The organism is Lysinibacillus sp. NPDC097287 (genome assembly GCF_044761695.1).
Taxonomy (GTDB): domain Bacteria; phylum Bacillota; class Bacilli; order Bacillales_A; family Planococcaceae; genus Lysinibacillus.
In genome coordinates, this window is sequence record NZ_JBIWCX010000014.1 from 1 (window position 1) to 18,207 (window position 18,207).

Below are 18,207 nucleotides of genomic sequence, written 5' to 3' on the forward strand. Positions count from 1 at the left end.
CAAACAAAATTAAACAGCCAGTCTCCGGTAAAATACCGTAAACTGGCTGTACAATAAGGTGTTTTCTTATTGTCTCAAAAAAGACAGGCAGTGCCCTTTGTAACATATGAATAGTTTTTTACAGTGAGAAAGTCTATTTAGTAATTTATAGGGTTGAATTCTTCTTTTTTTACCACTCGAAAGAAAAAATTAACCTACTGCGTTGAAGAGCAACAATTTCAATCTGAGTTCGCACTTTTCGTAAAAAACTCAATCTGAGTTCGCACTTTTTGTAAAAAACTCAATCTGAGTTCGCACTTTTTGTAAAAAACTCAATCTGAGTTCGCACTTTTTGTAAAAAACTCAATCTAAGTTCGCACTTTTTCGTAAAAAACTCAATCTGAGTTCGTACTTTTCGTAAAAAAACCAATCCGAGTTCGCACTTTTCGTAAAAAACTCAATCCGAGTTCGCGTTTTTTGTAAAAATCTTAATTTAAGTTCGCACCTTTGGTAAACAGTTCATAATCAATATTCGAGTTTGAATTTTTATATAAAGTCTAATCATTAATAAAATATCATCATTATTTTATGTTGAGTAATAACAAGTCTAATTGGCTAACGTTTGTCTAGCAAATCAAATAAATCATGGATCGGCTTAAATACAGCGGAAGATGCGCGAATCAGTTCTATTTAAAAAAGATAGCATGAAGATTGAGGGGAAAGCAAAAGTTGAAAACTAAACAGTATAATTAATGAAGAAGTATTGTTTCAACATTTGCACAGAAGCTGAAGCTAAACAAAACCTAAAATTCATCAGAAGTAGCAGCAATGGTAGATAAGCATGAATCAATCATAAAGTATTACAAAAGGAATTGCTTGATTACTTACTTCCATCTAACCCATTTACTTGAGCGATATTTGGATATATGGTGAAAAAAGCGTAGAAGCATTTAATTGCCTCTACACTTTTAATAGTTACTTAATAATTTCTTTAGCTTCAGGAAACTTGGAATAATATTTCTCTGTAATAGCTTGTTTTAAATCAATCTTAGGGTATAGTTTCCTTGCGTAATCCCAAGCTTCTTCTTTAGAATCGAAAATTGCTACAAATCCAAAAGCATCTAGCTCGGAAGCGCCGTTGTTTACTTCATTTAAAATTTTGTCTAATGGTTTAGCCCATGGAGTTACATTAAAATTAGTTTCAAATACTACTACATATTTCGATATCAAATCGCAATCTACATTAAAAATAACTTTATCAATCCAAACACCCTGAATCGTTAAATAATAGGGATCTTTGGTTAATTTATATGGCCAGTATTCTATTCCTTCTAAATCTACGAAATCGTAATCAGGATCGTAATCATAATAATTATATTCAAATTTTGTTGTTATCACTTTTTTTCGTGATGTGTATTGAATTAATTCAATAATTAAATCCCAATCTGTTTTTTCTGCTAAATACAACTCGTAGCATCTAATTAGTAGAATAGTTTGGTTCAAAACATTTTTGACTCCTTCATTCTTATATAGAATTTCAGTAAAATTGCTTGGAATTCTATTGTCGAATTTATCGATAAAAAGCTCGAAAGTATCGAAGTTAAATGAAATTTGAAGTGATTCGTTACTGTTATTAAATTCTTGCAGCACAGGTGATAAATTCTTAACTGATTTCTCAAATTGCAAGAAATTTAAACAAGGTAATTCTTGATTCTTTAAGATTGCCCATTCGTTGTTTAAACGTTTTGCTTTCAAATTGCCTTCTTCACATAATTCTTCGATAATTTTTTCAGATACATGTAAATGTTTTGCCATTGTTTTTGCTGAAGCAACGTTTTCTAATAAAAAAATTAAATCTTGATCTTGCATTTTTATTTTCCTCCTATACAAGGCAAAAAAACCCCAACTCTAATAAAGTGACAGTATGAGTCACTTTATGAGTTGGGGTTTTCCCTTGTGTTTTATTAATATAAGATTATGATAAAACATTTGTTCGTGGTTGTAAATATAAAAAATGAATATTCAGTATGAATGTTGGTGTTCATACTGATGTATAATTAGTATCACACTAAATTAATTGAATTTTCCTTCTATTAATGCAAAAAACGTATCATACACTGCCTGTGAGATAAATTCACCCTCTAGTACTAGCTTTTTAAATTCATGAATAAACTCTTTTTCATTTTCTTCTAATTGGATAGATTGTTTCAATGCGGCTTGTTGGAACCATTCGATTAAACCTTCTTCAATATGAAGAGGGGATTCCATTCTATTAATTACGAGATTTTGATAATAGTTCACACCTTTTTTCAAATCTTTTTGTTCCTCACTGTCTATAAATACACTAGTAGTATAGTAGTCACCCCATCCAATCTCTAATAGATTAAATTCAGAAAAATATAAGCCGACATTTGCATTAAGTTCTTTATTATTAACAATTGGTAATACATTATTTTCAATTGTGAATGGATGAGTATACTTTCGATAAAATGTTTTTTTATCCAAAAATCCGCTCTTCTCTAGGAGAACTAGATAGCTGTGAATTAAAGTAGCAACTTCTTTACTATCCCTAACATCATATCTGAGTTGCTCCTTTATATCCTGAAATAAATATTTTGAAAAGATCAATTGTTTTTTACTGTAATTATGCTTAATAGCTTTATGAAATACGAGCAATTGCCACAAAGGATATGGCGTCTGAATGCATTTATAATCTTCCATTTGAATATTGAAGATGCCAGGGAAATTTGAATCGGTCAAACCGTATTCCTTTATTAATCGTTTAAATAGAATTTGTTCCCTATGTGACATCCGCTGCAATACTTTTTCGATACTAAAGTTATTCAAATACTTTTTATATAGATGGAATCTCTTTTGCTGCTCTTTTCTTTGTTGGATTCTTTGCATTCTTATTGCGTTTTGCTTCTTACGTTCATGCCATAGTTCAGCTGCTTCCTTGCTTCTAGCTATAAAATATTCTTGAAGCTTTTCAAATGAAAGTTTATTTCCTAAAAGGTATTTACAAGGTGATGGGATTTTAAAAATTTTCATTTCATTAATAGGGATTTGTTGCATCTTTACAGCAGCTTTTGTTTCGGTGCGATAGGAAATACCGAAAAATTTTCCTATATGTTTTACGAGATTATTTTTCACATCAATATAGTAAACACAACGCTCTTTTTCATTAACAGTTTGCTGTAAGTACTTTAATCGGAGAACAATTTCGTCTTCCTCAATACCTTCAGTATCAATTTCTTTATAATAATTAGCGCCAAATAGCCAGATGTCTGTTATACCTGCTATTGCATAGAGTTTACGGCGTTCCAGCCACTTTTCAGCTGTTTGATCCGCGCACTGTACCTCAAATGCAAATCTTTGACCATTACCAAGATCCGCGTATACATCGGCAATTTGATTTGTCTTAGTAATTCGTTCTTCTAATGCGACATAGGCATTCGGATATTGCTCCTTTAACCAATTATAAATTGCTAATTTACCTCCAAGATGTTCCTGTGTTTCAGGCTCCCCAACAAAACTACATTCAACATGAGCCTCATGATAAAAGTGATGTATGCGCTTTGGCCCTCCCCTAAAGAAGGCTTGCTTTTGGCAGTTTGGACAATAAAGTTCTTTTGCAGCGGATAAAGACTTTAAACGTACCTTATCATCATGAAAGGCAAATTGCTTCTCTCCATTTAGATCGATAGCTACGAACATTTGCTCACCTCAAATAATAAAACAAATTAGGTTCTTTTAATTTTAAAAATAGTACATGATTAAACTAAATGAGATTATCTACTTGTATCTTGTAAGTACGTGTTATAGCGAAAATACACTAATAGAAAGCCTAAGGGGGATGATTGAATTATGCTTTTATTATACATTAAGTATAAATATGGTAAAATATGATTATGAATTTATGATTATTTGAAAGTAACTTTGCCTAAATCCATTCTATATACTTGGAGTGATATTAATGAAAGCCAATGAAACAAATCTACAAGAAATAATTGAAGGTTCGAAACAATATATAATACCGATGTTTCAACGTACATATAGTTGGGATCAAAAACAATGGCTGACATTATGGGAAGATTTAATGGAGCTGGTTGAGGAAGAACAGCAATATGACAACCACTTTATTGGCTCAATTGTGTCTATTCCTGTAAATGCTAATCCTATCGGAGTGCAACAGTTTTTAGTTATTGACGGACAACAACGATTAACTACATTGCTTATTTTATTGAGTGTTATTAGAGACAAAGCTGAAGAAGAAGAATTTGGAGAATTATCTGCTGAAATTAACGAAACGATGCTTGTAAATCGATTTAAAAAAGGCGAAGAATATTTTAAGTTACTACCGACGCAAATCGATAAAGAAATTTTTAAAAGGATTATTAAAAAGGAAATAGAAGCGGCTGATGAAGAGAGTGGTCTTGTAAAATGCTACTACTATTTTAAAAATAAATTGAATGATTTAACTATTGATATAGAGCAATTAAAAAATGGAATTCTACAAAATTTATCAATTGTAAGCATTGTACTTTCACCTGATGATAATCCTTATTTAGTATTTGAAAGTTTAAATGCAAAAGGACAGCCCTTAACGGAGGCAGATTTAATAAGAAACTATTTATTCATGCGTATTGATCCGTCAGAGCAAGAAGAAATGTATATGGGTTATTGGTTACGGATGCAAACGAATCTTGGTGACTCATTAACTGAGTTTATTAGACATTTTTTAATAGGTGTAAATTTAAATGTTAAAAAGAAGGATGTCTATGTAAAGCTAAAGCAGCAAGCGGACAAAATGAATGTAATTGACTACTTAAAAGAGTTAGCTATATTTGCGACATATTATGATAAGTTACTACACCCAGAAAAAGAAGCTAATGAAAAGATTAGATACTACTTAAAAAGGATTCAGCAGTTTGAAGCTCGTACAGCATTTCCATTTTTGCTATATATTTATCGTGATTATGATTTTAAGAAGTACTCATTGGAGCAATTTATTGAAATTTTATTCATTATAGATAATTTCATAGTTAGAAGATATGTGTGCAATATTGAATCTAAACCATTAAACAAAATGTTTGGTTCCTTATATAACCAACTAAAGCCTTATAGTGAAGAAGACTCTATTCAGGAACTAAAAGCATTTTTACAAGTGAGAGGCTACCCTAAGGATACAGAAGTTCTTCATGAATTAAAGCATTCATCGTTGTATGGGGGCGGAGATAAGAGGGAAAAATGTAAGTTTATTTTGAGCGTGCTTGAAGAAAATTATGGTCATAAAGAGAAAGTCGATTTAACTAAGGCTACCATTGAACATATCATGCCACAAACTTTAACTGAATCTTGGGAAGCTGAATTAGGTAGCAATTTTGAAGGAGTTCACGAAAAATATTTGCATGTTATTGGGAACTTAACATTAAGTGGCTATAATTCAGAGCTATCGAACGAATCATTCTCTACTAAGAAAAAATATTATAGTAAGAGCAATTTTGAATTGAATAAGGATCTCGTTAAATATAATACTTGGGATGAACAAGCAATCACTGACAGAACAGAAAAATTATATGAAAAGTTCATTTTAGCATGGCCGTATTTTGGACTAGCTAGTATTAAAGACAATGATGTAACAGGTAGCTCGCCACGCTTATTATTCATAGGTGATGAAACGACTAAGGTAAAAGTTTGGAGAGAAGTTTTAGAACATACTATTCTGTTCATTTACAAAAATAATCCTGAGTACTACCAAGAATTGTTGCAGACGAGATCGTTACTAATATCAGTAGAAAAGAATAACGAGATGCGTAGTGCTAAGCAATTACCGAATGGGCATTTTATAGAAGTTAATTTTAGTGCAAAAAGTATTTACACGACATGTAAGAAGTTATTTATTGATGCAGGTTTTGATGCTGATACATGGGGTGTAGAGGTTGAGATGAAATAAATTATTAAGTTCAATTGTTTTCAAATAATTATCGTTTTTTAGCATATAAGAAAAGGTGAGTGTTTATGGGAACTTCAAAAAGAAAGCTTAATAAAGAAATCAAGAAAATGCTGCAAGATGTACCTGTTGAAAAAATCAATGACAAAACACCAGATGTTACAAAGAAAATAATTACTTTGAAAAGAATAAATACAGAATTTTTAGACGAAGAAACTTTAAACAAATGTATCAGTATCATTTCTAATCAATTTGAAGTTTTAAGTAAGGAAGGCTTTAATGGCATTACTCAGCAAGAAATAAAAACGATCCCATTACAACCGAGCAATTTATAAATCATATCTTGGATTTAATAGATAATGAGGATAATTTATTCGCAGATAAAGCTCTTTTAGAAAGAAGCTTTAAAATTACAATGACAAATTGTTTGAAGAATGAAGACTTAGTTCTAACGAGTTTTATCAAAAAATTATTATTTAATGTAGTAAAGCAAATACTCATAGGGGAATTACATGATACATTAAAAGAAGTTTATGATGAACTGGATTACGAAGACATCGGCTCAATGGTTAATAATGTCGCAAATCAAGTTATAAATAATGAAACGCAGCGTAGAATTGAGCAATATATAGCAAAAGAATTGGAGTTCAAACAGGTATTAAAATCAGTTGTTGAAGCTGCTAAAAATGTGTCATTTGGTGAGTTCTAATGAATGGTTTAGTAAATGAGAACCTACATATTCAATTAATGCCGGGTTTTGAAATCGATTATTCTAATGACAATGATAAAACTATTGTTGATTTAATTACTGTAATGGGTGCAATTTATTGTGCAGATGTATCTATAACGGCAAGGAAAACAAAGCTAGCTATCGAAATTCCAGTTTTTCAAGTTGAAGTTTGGCAAGGATTAACCGAAAAAATTAAACACTTATTAAAATGGGTTTCTAGTGAGGATTATCAAATTTCTTTTAGACTTTTTAATAAAGAATTAATAGAAAAAAAAGAAGCACAGATGAAATTGTCATTAGACAGTCCTAGTCAACGAATTGTTAGTTTATTTTCAGGTGGATTAGACTCTTTAACTGGTGCATATTATAATTTCAAAAATGAAATTGCCAGTGATTATATTGGATTTTTAAATAAACATGAAGAAGCAACTAAACAAAGGCTACTAGCCGATTTTTACAAGAAAATGTTAAATCCTACTCCTGATATAATTTTGATAGAGAAACCCGTAGATAAGAAAAAATGGCATATTCAAGCAACTCGCTCATTGCTCTATTTTTCTTTAGCGGTAGCTAAGGCATATTATAATCAGTCCAAACAAATTAATCTTTATGAAAACGGTATTTTGACATTAAATCCGAATCTTTATGGGAGATTTACAACAAAAACGACGCATCCTAAGACGTTATTTGAGTTTAATAATTTATTGGCTGAATTAAAAATAGATGTTAAAGTGGAACATCGATTTTTATATAAAACTAAAGGTGAATCGATAAATGAAATGGATATAGATTTTAAAAATGTGATTAAATATTCTTTCACTTGTGGAGCTGGAAGGTCCCATAATCTTAAATCACATGAGGGTCAGTGTGGTGTATGCATACCATGTTTGCTAAGAAAAATATCAATGGCTGCGTATAACAATGAAGAATATGATTGTTTATACCACTTCGATTATGAAGAAATGATAATTGAGCCAGATGTTTATTACTATGAATATATTTCTAATATAGAATATTTTAAGCAATATGTAGAGCTTATAAAAAATAATTCAATTTTAGCTCAATTAAAAATTAAGCAAAGATATTATGACGATGTAGATTATTTAGTTAAAACAAATGAAATGCTAAATAAGTTTGTTAATGAATTTGAAAGGTATATGGAAAAGTATGACTTACATCGATACGCACGTGCATATTGATTTTTATCCTAATCCGTATGATTTGGCCTTAGAGTATGAAAAGAATAAAATTTACACATTGTTTGTAACAAATTTGCCAGAGTTATATGAGAAGCATTTTTCTAGGTTTTCAAATTTTAAATATATTCGACTTTGTTTAGGATATCATCCGCAAGTTTCAACTGAATATGTGTTAAATAAAACGCTTTTTGAAAAATATATCGATACTACAAGGTATGTTGGTGAGGTAGGGTTAGATTTTTTTTCTGGAATAGGCGATAGAGAAAAAAGTATTCAAATAGAAGCTTTTCGTTACGTAACTAGCCCAATTTTTAATATAGGGCGTATATATACTATTCACAGTAAAGGTGCAGAGAGAGAAGTATTGGATATTTTAATAGAGAATGAAGTTAAACATGCAATCTTTCATTGGTATACGGGAAAAATTAGTGTTTTAAAGCAAGCTGCTGAGAAAGGGTATTATTTTTCTATAAATCCGAAAATGTTAATGACCAAAAACGGATTAAATATAATTGCTAATATTCCAGTTAAACAAATGCTTTTTGAAACGGATGGACCATTTGCTCGAATTAATCGAAATCCTATTCATCCCACGGATATACCAAAACTTTATTCTGCTGTTGAAAATGAAGTTGTTGAATTTGAGAAAGTGTGCTTTTCTAATTTTAGAAGACTATTGATAGAGAAAGATTTATAGGTCATTATTGGTGATCAAATTATATTTTATGTTATAAAATGATAAATTGAAATGTCATATATAAGATAGTTAGATAAACTTAGTAACATAATATACTAAGTGTCAGGCACAAATACAAGAAACGTGGGAAACCTTGATACACAATGTTTTCCACGTTTTTTATGGAAAATTTTATTAATGGCACTATGTTTAAAATAGATATGAGGTGATTTTTTAAAACTGAATATTCTTGATTTTATGCCATTAATTGATTTGATTATGTATAGATAAAAGTAAAAAAATGAGGAAGTGGAACGATGAGATTTATAAAAAAATCGGATATAAAAAACTTGCTTGAAATATCAAAGGAATTCAAAGAAATAGAATTACATACTAATCGTTCGGATTTTGAACATGATAAAGAAAATGAAAATTTGGAAATTATAAAACAAGCTTTTGATGAAAATAAAGCAATGATTACGGTAATTCATAGTCCTGCTTCAAAGTTTGGTACATCCTTAGACAAAGAAGGTTCATTAAATTATATGTCTTTATCAGAAGTATTATCTGATTTAGAGGAGCAGCACTTATTTCAGAAAATCTGTAAATTCGCCAATGAAATAGCGAAATACTATAGCGGGTTAACTAGGTCAACTACCTCCAACCTGTCAGAAACGGAAGATAGAGAAGCTAGATTAGATAAAAAAATAATAGATAATAAAATCTTGATTATCCTACATACAGGATGCGTATATGGATGTGTAGATAATCCAAAATTTAATTGCGTATTAAGAAATCAATCAAGAGAATTGATATGTGGCACTTTTACGAAAGATAAAGAAATTGATTTATTTGTAAATATTGTTGAGGGTTTTCCAGGTATAAAGATAGGTTTCGAAAATATAACACCTTATACAGATGGGGGGAAGTTAGGAAGTAATTGTGGGTATAGCTATGAAAATTTTAGTTTGGCAAAAGAATGTAATAGTAGAAGTAAGAAAAAAGAAAAAAATCTATTTGGAGTAGTAATTGATTTTTGCCATTTGATAGCAACGCATACTTTAACAGACTCTAAAAAAAATAAAGGAGATTTTCTACGAGAGTACTTTGAACAGCTCGAATGTCATGAGAAGCAATTAATACAGTTATTCCATCTTTCTAATTATAAAATGGGACCTACTGGAGAGCAGTTACATGGAGAACAGTTTGAAATACAAGAAGATATAGATGAAATACGAAGTATTTGTTTAAATAATGCACGATCTGTTCCAATTACTTTGGAGGTTAGTGGTAGTGATAGGGTTGCGAATGGGATTGAAAATTTTTATAAGATGATGTTGGATTGGAGTAAGCTACATATTTTGTTAAAAGATTGTCTAGAAGATGAATTATATATTTTCTTTGAAAATTTATTTTATATTTATTCGACTGAATACAATGCTAATAAACTTAAATTTACTAGAATTTCGAATGAATTGAAAAGATATATTGTTAAAAATTCTAGTTTAGAAAAGAAACTATTTGGAATTACTAGCGATGAACAAAGTCTTAATATAAATTTATTTCAAGTTCAAGCTTATATTCAGTATATGCGCTATTGTAACTTGGCATTGGATTTAAAAGAAAAGTATAAAGGGAATATTTCAACAATTTTCAAACATTATATATTCAATGATAAATATGAAGAGATACGATTTGATGGCATAGGGTATTATTATAATATTTTTTGGATAAAAAGAGAAGTTAATCTTTATAGATGTAACGATGGAATATCACCCCTAAAAATAGTATATTACAATTTTGAGGATATTTTAAAGGCTTGCAAAAAGCATATTCAAGGGGAGAATCTACAATTTTTATCGTATAGTAAATCATTTGGAAGAAATATGCTGAAATATTTTAATCCAAATTCTGATGGATACAATATTGAAATCGTTGAAAAGTCACCTATAAATTTTTTCACTAGTGTTTGTAATTCTAAAGAAACATCTATACAAGAATATATAGGATCTGATTTTGAATATAGTAATTTTTCTATTGATTTCTCAGATTTTTGTGGAAAACGAGGAGATTCTACTAAGGAAGGAAGTCTGTTTGAATTATTTGAAAAAATTGAGGTAGATAGCAATAAGCTGTGGAAAGAGAAAATAGGTAGCATATATGATCATGAAGTTATCTTTTACGACGAACCTTATAGGTACGAAAAAAGAAAGCAATATAAATTAAATATAGCGGAATATAAAATTTTGATGCTAGCATATCAAATTCTTTTAATAGACAATAATCATAAAGAATTTAATCTTAGTTATTTAATAAATTATTTAATATTAAACCAAAACGAAACCTTTTTAACATATATGGATTTAGAATCCTTAAATACAGTAAAAGAACGTGATTCTATAATAGAAATCTTAAGCTCTATAGATTATAACAATGAACCAGATATTAAGTATAGTAATGAGGGGTACAGTCCTTTTTCTAAAGAATTTATTCCTGAATATCAAGAGTTTGTAAGTAATAAATTAGGAACGCTGATATCAAATTATAGAGAAGAATTAAAGGGGGCGACAAAATGGTTACAATAAAACAAAATGATTTGCATATGCTTAGTGGCAGAACTATTAATTTAGGGGAATTTATAGATGCTGTAAAACACCAGTTATCTAACAGTACTGAAGAATCAAAAATTTTTATTCCTATGTATCAACGCAATTATAAATGGAATAGAAAAATGGCAGTTAAACTTATTAAAGATTTAATAAAGGCATTTAAAAGTTCAACTTCAAAATCAATAGCGCTTTTCACATTGTACATAGACGATAAGGATAACATAGAGATTGTTGATGGACAGCAAAGAATGATTACTCTTTTACTTCTCTTTAAAGCGCTAGATATGCAAGCTTCATTTTTAGATTTAGAATTTGTAAGGGATTTTCACATAGTAAATTTATTACATAAAAGATCTTTTTTTATAAAAGTATTAAATGAGAAAGGATTTGTAACTCATTCATTAGAGAATAACGTAGCTAAATCTGATAAGAGGCGTCTTGCATATAACTATTTAGCTATAAAGGAAGAAATTCAAAATGTTATTCTTGACGGTAATGAGAAGGATAGTTTTGTAACTTTTTTAAGAGAAAATGTTCAACTATTACTAAATGTAACAAGTGATACACCAATTTCAGAGTTTCTTAACTTAAATTGTAATAAAACAAGATTTTCTGTTGGTGACAGAATAAGGGCTGATCTTATGATTTTTAATGCATTAAACTTTAGTAGATTATCGGATGATGAGAAGGATATATTAGATCGAATTTTAGAGGAATCGGATTATAAACTTGCTGTATCAAGGTTATTTGAACAATTAATTGAGCTTTTGTATGTAGATGAAGTATATAATACAATCCAGTTAGGGTATAAAAATCCGGATAAAACAAAAGAAAATCGTATAAATACCATGTTTTCCCGCTATTTAACTAATGATAGCATAGGATATACTGGGTTTAAAATTCCAGCTAAAAAATATCAAATAAATTTATTGAAACAAATGATGGTATATAAAAATGTTTTGAATGAATTAATTCAAAATTTACAAGCAGATTATCAGGTTACTCAAAAAGCATATAAGACTTTATATAGGTATAAACCAAATACGAGATTCTTTGAATTAGTTAATAAATATGTTGATAAAGCTAATACAAATAACCTATTTGCAGAGATATTACATTTAGAATGTTCAATTGATAAAATAATTTTTGATTATATAAAACAAAATGTTCGAGGTAGTGAAGTATACTTTTTCAATAGTTATTTTGATGCGTTGTCTAACAATGAACCGGATATTCAAGATACTTCTTTTCTGAAGGAGCAATTTGAGAACATAAAACATAGGTCTAATCATTATTTCCCTATGGATAAGATGGTATTTGAAGATACAATTCAGGGATCAGGAAAGTATATAATAAATCGATATGTAAGCAAACAGACAAAAGAAAACGATAAACTTTTAAGTTTAAATCCAGTTAATAAATTTAATGATAAGTCTATAAAAGTGGCTGACAAAAATAAAGAATTAATAGGGAAAAATATTTTAATTAGGGAATTACTTTGTGATGCTACTAGAGAAATTGTTATTCCTGCGATTCAAAGAGACTATTGTATGGGGAACCATTTTGGCTTACCAGATAAATCAGATTTATTAAGTTACCTAATCAAGGAGTTTGAAAGCGATAGAGAAAAAGATATAATTTTAAGTGCTATTACAATCTTTGAACAAGGTAATAATAGAATTCTCATCTATGATGGGCAGCAAAGAATTTTTACGTTAGCTAGTATAGTACGAATATTAGATAAAGAGAAAATAGACAATAAAACCATACTGTGTAATTTTGAATTTGAATATAGAGAAAAGATGAATAACTTTTGCAAAGAATTTTTTAGTAAGGAATTTAAGGAGTATAGAGGTAGTTCGTATGCTGAAAATGCAATTATCAATCTTGATAAAGAATTACATAGCAATTTAAAAAAAGAAGACTATCAAGATTTTAAAAACTTTCTTCTTGATAAAGTAAGTGTTGATGTAATAACTGTTGATACATCACTTTCAGAAGCAGAGCAATTTTTTATTGATATAAATGGTGGTGTTCAACTAGTACCATATGAAATTTTTAAATGTAAAATAAATGAAAAATCCCAAGAAGTATTTGATTTAGAATTAGAAATACAACATGAGAATAACTGGATTAATTTGATTGATAATGAATGGTTAGATTTTTTCTATAAGTTTAATAATACTAAAATAAATGATGAAAACGCTATAGAAGAATTGGTAGAAATGCGATTTATAGAGTTTTGTTGTAGGATGATCTATTGGGAAAAATATATTAGGTTAGACAAAACAGATCAACATCCATTAAAATTAAAGGGTTTTAAACAGAGTGAAAATACGAAAGATTTAGAAGACTGTGACAAATTTATTAACGATCTAACATCAGATGATTTTAGAAGAATAATCGGTATCATGAATGCCTTACTTAGTAGTTTTGAAAAAGTTGAAGACGAGAAAGAAATTGTAGAATATAGAGGGGTAGTTGAGAAGCTGGAGGGCATAGGATATTGTATACCATACTTTAATATAGAAACTAATGTCTCTAAAGTTAGCTGTTTAAATAGATTTATTAAAGGATTAGTATGTGAAGCAAATAATCAAGGCAGTTATCAGGAAGAGAGAGCAACGGATCTTATAATTTGGGCTATATTAAATGATTTACAAGAACCAAGTGACGAAAGTGAAAAAATTATAAAAAAATGGAATTCTTCTATTATTCCATGTTTACCTTATGTGTATATTACCCCTACTTTTATTGGACAGTATAAACAAACAATATTACCTATTCCATCATATTATTTTGATAATAAAAATTATCTAAATATATTTCACAGAACATTGGAAAAAGAAATAAATGTTCAAAATCAATTAACAATTCTTTATGATAATATAATGAGAGATTATTTGAAATTAGAAAATAAAGAAGTTCTTCCTCTTATAAATAATGAGTCTGGAACAGGTGGTTGGAATTTATATTATAATTATAGACGTAATAAATTTACTAAGTATAATAGTCTTGTTATTAAAGGTAATTATGAAATAATACAAAAGTATTATATATCTAAAAATAAAAATGTAGATTTATTTGAAATTAATTTTGAAACGAGTACGGGGCATATATTATTTGAGCCAAATGATAGAGAAAATTTTTTGAAAGTATAAATTTATGATTCTACTATGAAATTTTATTTATATTAAACCCTTTTTTGTGATTATGAACTCAAAATTAACTAATTACCTATTTGGATTTAAAAAATTAATAAATAATGCCGAAGATATTTTAAATACATTTTAAACAGGCTATAACTGGAATGCAATTATAATATTTCTAATGAATACGTATGATGTCAATAAAGTCTTGAAGGATATATTATTGCATTATTTAATAGTCTCCGTAAGCATATTTTTTCAAACCTTATTAATTCCTTTGTAAGAGCTATTTTTGACCTTCAAAAAAGCCCTTCAAACGTTGATATAATAAGGTTTTTCTGTTTTATAGACTGAACACCCGCCGTCTCCATAAATGAAATTCATAGGATTTCAAACAGTTAGAGAAGCCTTGATATACAAGGCTTTTTCTTTTTGCCTTATTTCATGCAGTGGCATTTAATTTCATTCAATGGCATGTAATATTTCATTTTTTAGTTATAAATCTATATATTTTACAAACTTTTCAGCAACTACTTCTTTAGCTTTTTCTGTTACGTGTGTATAGATATTCATAGTAGTTTGGATGTCACTATGCCCTAAACGATCCTGAACTTCCTTAAGACTCACACCAGCTTCAAGTAATAAACTACAATGAGGGTGACGTAATCCATGTGTAGTAATTTACATAGGAAATGTAGCATCGAAACCGTGTATGTTGTCCGGTATCGGTAACATTCAATTCTGCTAAAAGGTTGTGAAGTAGGTTGGAAATCGTCCTATTCTTAGCCAAAAGAGATTCCTCTTGTAAAAAAGTATGTTGTAGTGACAACTATTTTACAAGAGGAATTCTTTTTTAGTGTATATTTTAATTGATTGAAACTAGATAATTAATTAGACTTTTGTTGGTTTTTTACGGTCGTAGCGAATAATGTCTGTTGGCACTTTTGGATGTGGGAATGTTAAACCGTTATAAACAGGAGCCTGTGAAATATCATTGACATAACATTCATCGACATTGGAGCCGTTATCTTTAAATTCTTTTAGCATTTTTAAGAAGCCAAACATGCCACATGATCCTGTTTCGCGAACTCTTCTCACCTCTTCAAAGTCAACATAAACAAAGGTGAAGGACTCATGGATGTTCAACTCTTCGATAATGCGCCCTTCAGGATCAACCGCCACCGTATTCCCCATGCCACATGGTCCTGCTTGATTTACACTAATGACATAACATTGATTTTCGATCGCTCGTGTAATGGCAATAGGTGTGTGATTGCGTAATCCACCAATCCATTCACCTTGATAAGTCGGCTTAATGATTAATTCCGCGCCTTTCATGACTAAGTTGCGTATGGATTCTGGATAATGTGCATCAGCACAAATGACAAAGCCCACTTTTCCAACGCCAGGAATTTCGAACACGGGGAACTCATTTCCAGGTGTTGCAATCTCTAAAGGAAAAGGAATAAACACTTTTCGATATTTTAGTTTAATCTCACCTTCAGGAGAAATAAGCAATGCCGTATTATATAGGTTGCCATCATTCCCACGTTCGACAAGTGTTCCTGGAACAATCCATTTTTGCACTTCTTTTGCTTTATGGCATAACGCTTGAATTGTGGGTCCACTCGGAATAGTTTCAGCCATTTCAGGCCAAATATCTCCGTCATAACCATTGATAAATAATTCTGGAAAAACAATCATATCAACTGTTGGATTCATGAATACTAGTTGATCGATATAACGGAAAGTCGTTTGTAAATTTGTCTCCTTTGTTTTTGCCCCATCACCTGGCGCCGTAAATGAAGCTGCTTGCACAACCCCAATGTTTAATGAACTCATAATAATTTCCTCCTATGTATGAATATATATTCAACTTTCAATAGTATAGTTCTTCCAACTCATTATATATGAGTATAGTCCCTATTACTAGGCAATTTGATTGTTTTAAACCCTGATGCCAAATACCGACGCACTTTCAAATTCATTCATATTTCAATTTTATTTTTATAGTTTCATGATCAACAGTTGTCTTATCGAAAAAGTGGTTCATTTTTTCGGGAACACGTAAGGCTTAGATGAAGAACTTCTGGTATAAGTTTTATTCAAATAGAGTCGGCGAATTTCTTTATGAAGAGCATCATCTTCTGCTGGAGTACTAATAATGATCTCTGTAATATCTCATGGCTCAATGCCACGATTTTCGATACAAAAGCCACGGCGATTTAAGATGTCTGCTGTGCGTATGAAATTTCCTTCATGTGCATATTACTTAATCACGCGCTGCACAAAGTCTGTCGGTTCGTATTGTTCAATTAAATTGATGTAATCCAAATAGACTTGGAGATCTTTTTTTGCTTGCCCGCGGAAAGCGTCCGTCTGTAGCGTAATGATGTGAACGAGTTTATTTTTTTATCTTTATTATGTTCGTATTTATTGATGATAATGCGAATTATGAAATTGTTCAGTTAGTGAAATATTAAATTCGTAAATCTATAAATATTTCTAAATTGTACTCTTGTTATATCCAGAAAGTAAGAATGAGATATAAATATAGTATTAATAATGTAATCGAGGTAGCAGTGAAGCTTTTTTATTGTACGCGGCGTGATTTAGTCGATGCTTATTGGGTAGATACAATAACTGAAGAATAGCTTATTTCAGGTGTACAAAGTATGTATTTAAATAACCAAGACAAGTTAATGAAAGATGGTATTTTCACGAAAATTATTCAACAACAATGCGGAAAGCGAAGATTATTATTGATAAAGAAAATTGTGGAAACTAATAAGTGAAGTAGTTTTGTCCGGAGGTATGTATGAAGCTACGGACGATGAAGCAAAAATCCGTGAAGATGTAGAACGAGTTAAAAAGATCCTTTCAGAAAACTTTGTTCGACCAGGTGAAGCGGAGAAAATTAAATCTCGTATTCGCGAGCTAGGAAAAAACGATGCACACAGATAAGAATACCGTGTGCATCGTTTTTTAGTATAATGATCATCTTTTTAGAAAATCGGGTTTCGCAAAGTTAGGGTTAGGATATTTATAGAATCCTTCACCTGTTGCTTGGCCTAATTTGCCTTTGTCAATATACTCAGTTTTTAAAAGATTGGCTAATTTTTTCATGTTGTCATCACCAGTAGCAGCAGCTTTTGCCGATACGATGTTGTGTGCAGTATTAATGCCGACGATATCTAAAATCGCAAATGGTCCGAGTGGAGCGCCTGTACCAATCATCCAAGTTTTATCGATTGTTTCGTGATCAGATACTTCTTTCATGAGTAGCATTTCAGCTGCATCTAAGAAAGGTACAAGTAATGAATTTAGAATGTAGCCTGGTTGTTCTTTATGTAGTGGAAGTGGCACCATGCCGATTGCTCTAGAAAATTCAATGACATCTTCAAATACTTGCGCATCAGTACCAGGGTGCTTCATGATTTCAGCAGTGTTGTTTTTCCAAATCGTATTTGCGAAATGTAGTGCTAAAAATTTCGCTGGACGACCAGTAGCTTCTGCAAATTGGCTTGGTAATAATGTGGATGAGTTTGTTGCAAAGATTGTTTTTGCAGGTGCAACTTTGCCAAGTGTAGTATAAAAATCTGTTTTGATTTGTACAACTTCAGGAATTGCTTCGATGACAAGATCAGCGTTTGCAACAGCGTCTGCTAAGTCACTTTTGAAAGTTATGCGTTCGTAGGCAGCATCAACATGTTCTTGTGTTGCACCTAAGTCTTGTTGATACAATGGCTTTAGTTTCGTAATACGATCCTGTGCAATTTTTAATGCATCATCATTGATGTCATAAACAGTGACAGCAAATCCTTTAAAAGCAGTTTGATAGGCGATTTGGCTTCCTAAAACACCACTACCAGCAACGGTAATATTTTTGTAACTCATGTTAGTGCCTCCTTA

Annotated in this window: 11 protein-coding genes and 2 pseudogenes; 8 read left to right on the plus strand and 5 right to left on the minus strand. The window is 30.4% G+C overall.

Features of this window, described 5'->3' with window-relative positions; genetic code table 11:
* Positions 1-954: 954 nt before the first annotated feature.
* Both ACIQ2D_RS17240 and ACIQ2D_RS17245 read right to left on the minus strand, forming a co-directional pair.
* Positions 955-1,848: a hypothetical protein gene (locus ACIQ2D_RS17240; protein ID WP_402866181.1), complete on the minus strand. Its 894-nt coding sequence runs from the start codon at positions 1,846-1,848 to the stop codon at positions 955-957.
* Between the two features lie 204 nt (positions 1,849-2,052).
* Positions 2,053-3,696: a competence protein CoiA gene (locus ACIQ2D_RS17245; protein WP_402866183.1), complete on the minus strand. Its 1,644-nt coding sequence runs from the start codon at positions 3,694-3,696 to the stop codon at positions 2,053-2,055.
* A 259-nt stretch (positions 3,697-3,955) separates the two neighbouring features.
* Here ACIQ2D_RS17245 and ACIQ2D_RS17250 point away from each other — a divergent pair, with 259 nt between their 5' ends.
* The 7 genes from ACIQ2D_RS17250 (at position 3,956) to ACIQ2D_RS17280 (ending at position 14,307) form a co-directional block, all read left to right on the plus strand.
* Entirely contained in the window at positions 3,956-5,935 is a 1,980-nt protein-coding gene (locus tag ACIQ2D_RS17250) for a DUF262 domain-containing protein (RefSeq protein WP_402866185.1), read from the plus strand.
* Positions 5,936-6,000: 65 nt separating this feature from the next.
* Complete coding sequence (locus ACIQ2D_RS17255) at positions 6,001-6,267, plus strand: hypothetical protein (protein WP_402866187.1); 267 nt, start codon at positions 6,001-6,003, stop codon at positions 6,265-6,267.
* An 80-nt stretch (positions 6,268-6,347) separates the two neighbouring features.
* Complete coding sequence (locus ACIQ2D_RS17260; protein WP_402866189.1) at positions 6,348-6,641, plus strand: hypothetical protein; 294 nt, start codon at positions 6,348-6,350, stop codon at positions 6,639-6,641.
* Positions 6,641-7,861, plus strand: coding sequence for a hypothetical protein (locus ACIQ2D_RS17265; RefSeq protein WP_402866191.1), 1,221 nt, complete (start codon positions 6,641-6,643; stop codon positions 7,859-7,861). Before ACIQ2D_RS17260 ends, ACIQ2D_RS17265 begins: the two co-directional genes overlap by 1 nt.
* The gene (locus ACIQ2D_RS17270) at positions 7,830-8,558 is read left to right on the plus strand and encodes a TatD family hydrolase (protein ID WP_402866193.1); all 729 of its coding nucleotides are present in this window, start codon (positions 7,830-7,832) and stop codon (positions 8,556-8,558) included. The genes ACIQ2D_RS17265 and ACIQ2D_RS17270 overlap by 32 nt, the downstream gene beginning before the upstream one ends.
* A 296-nt stretch (positions 8,559-8,854) precedes the next feature.
* Positions 8,855-11,122, plus strand: a complete 2,268-nt coding sequence (locus ACIQ2D_RS17275) for a hypothetical protein (RefSeq protein ID WP_402866195.1) — start codon at positions 8,855-8,857, stop codon at positions 11,120-11,122.
* Complete coding sequence (locus ACIQ2D_RS17280; protein WP_402866196.1) at positions 11,110-14,307, plus strand: GmrSD restriction endonuclease domain-containing protein; 3,198 nt, start codon at positions 11,110-11,112, stop codon at positions 14,305-14,307. Before ACIQ2D_RS17275 ends, ACIQ2D_RS17280 begins: the two co-directional genes overlap by 13 nt.
* Before the next feature lie 483 nt (positions 14,308-14,790).
* Here ACIQ2D_RS17280 and ACIQ2D_RS17285 read toward each other — a convergent pair.
* Positions 14,791-14,976, minus strand: a pseudogene (locus tag ACIQ2D_RS17285) (tyrosine-type recombinase/integrase); the annotation flags it as partial.
* Between the two features lie 210 nt (positions 14,977-15,186).
* Positions 15,187-16,137 (minus strand): carbon-nitrogen hydrolase family protein, encoded by a 951-nt coding sequence (locus ACIQ2D_RS17290; protein WP_402866198.1) that lies wholly within the window; start codon positions 16,135-16,137, stop codon positions 15,187-15,189.
* Positions 16,138-17,106: 969 nt separating this feature from the next.
* On the opposite strand from ACIQ2D_RS17290, the pseudogene ACIQ2D_RS17295 reads away from it, so the two are divergent.
* A pseudogene (locus tag ACIQ2D_RS17295) lies at positions 17,107-17,241 on the plus strand (anti-phage BREX system Lon protease BrxL); the annotation flags it as partial.
* A gap of 51 nt (positions 17,242-17,292) precedes the next feature.
* Here the strand turns inward: ACIQ2D_RS17295 and ACIQ2D_RS17300 are convergent.
* Positions 17,293-18,192: a 3-hydroxyacyl-CoA dehydrogenase gene (locus ACIQ2D_RS17300; protein WP_402866199.1), complete on the minus strand. Its 900-nt coding sequence runs from the start codon at positions 18,190-18,192 to the stop codon at positions 17,293-17,295.
* Between the last annotated feature and the right edge of the window lie 15 nt (positions 18,193-18,207).

Coding starts and splice junctions, on each gene's coding strand:
- ACIQ2D_RS17280 (WP_402866196.1), top strand. CDS start 11,110: ATGGTTACAATAAAACAAAATGATTTGCATATGCTTAGTGGCAGAACT.
- ACIQ2D_RS17265 (WP_402866191.1), top strand. CDS start 6,641: ATGAATGGTTTAGTAAATGAGAACCTACATATTCAATTAATGCCGGGT.
- ACIQ2D_RS17245 (WP_402866183.1), bottom strand. CDS start 3,696: ATGTTCGTAGCTATCGATCTAAATGGAGAGAAGCAATTTGCCTTTCAT.
- ACIQ2D_RS17290 (WP_402866198.1), bottom strand. CDS start 16,137: ATGAGTTCATTAAACATTGGGGTTGTGCAAGCAGCTTCATTTACGGCG.
- ACIQ2D_RS17275 (WP_402866195.1), top strand. CDS start 8,855: ATGAGATTTATAAAAAAATCGGATATAAAAAACTTGCTTGAAATATCA.
- ACIQ2D_RS17300 (WP_402866199.1), bottom strand. CDS start 18,192: ATGAGTTACAAAAATATTACCGTTGCTGGTAGTGGTGTTTTAGGAAGC.
- ACIQ2D_RS17270 (WP_402866193.1), top strand. CDS start 7,830: ATGACTTACATCGATACGCACGTGCATATTGATTTTTATCCTAATCCG.
- ACIQ2D_RS17240 (WP_402866181.1), bottom strand. CDS start 1,848: ATGCAAGATCAAGATTTAATTTTTTTATTAGAAAACGTTGCTTCAGCA.
- ACIQ2D_RS17250 (WP_402866185.1), top strand. CDS start 3,956: ATGAAAGCCAATGAAACAAATCTACAAGAAATAATTGAAGGTTCGAAA.
- ACIQ2D_RS17255 (WP_402866187.1), top strand. CDS start 6,001: ATGGGAACTTCAAAAAGAAAGCTTAATAAAGAAATCAAGAAAATGCTG.
- ACIQ2D_RS17260 (WP_402866189.1), top strand. CDS start 6,348: ATGACAAATTGTTTGAAGAATGAAGACTTAGTTCTAACGAGTTTTATC.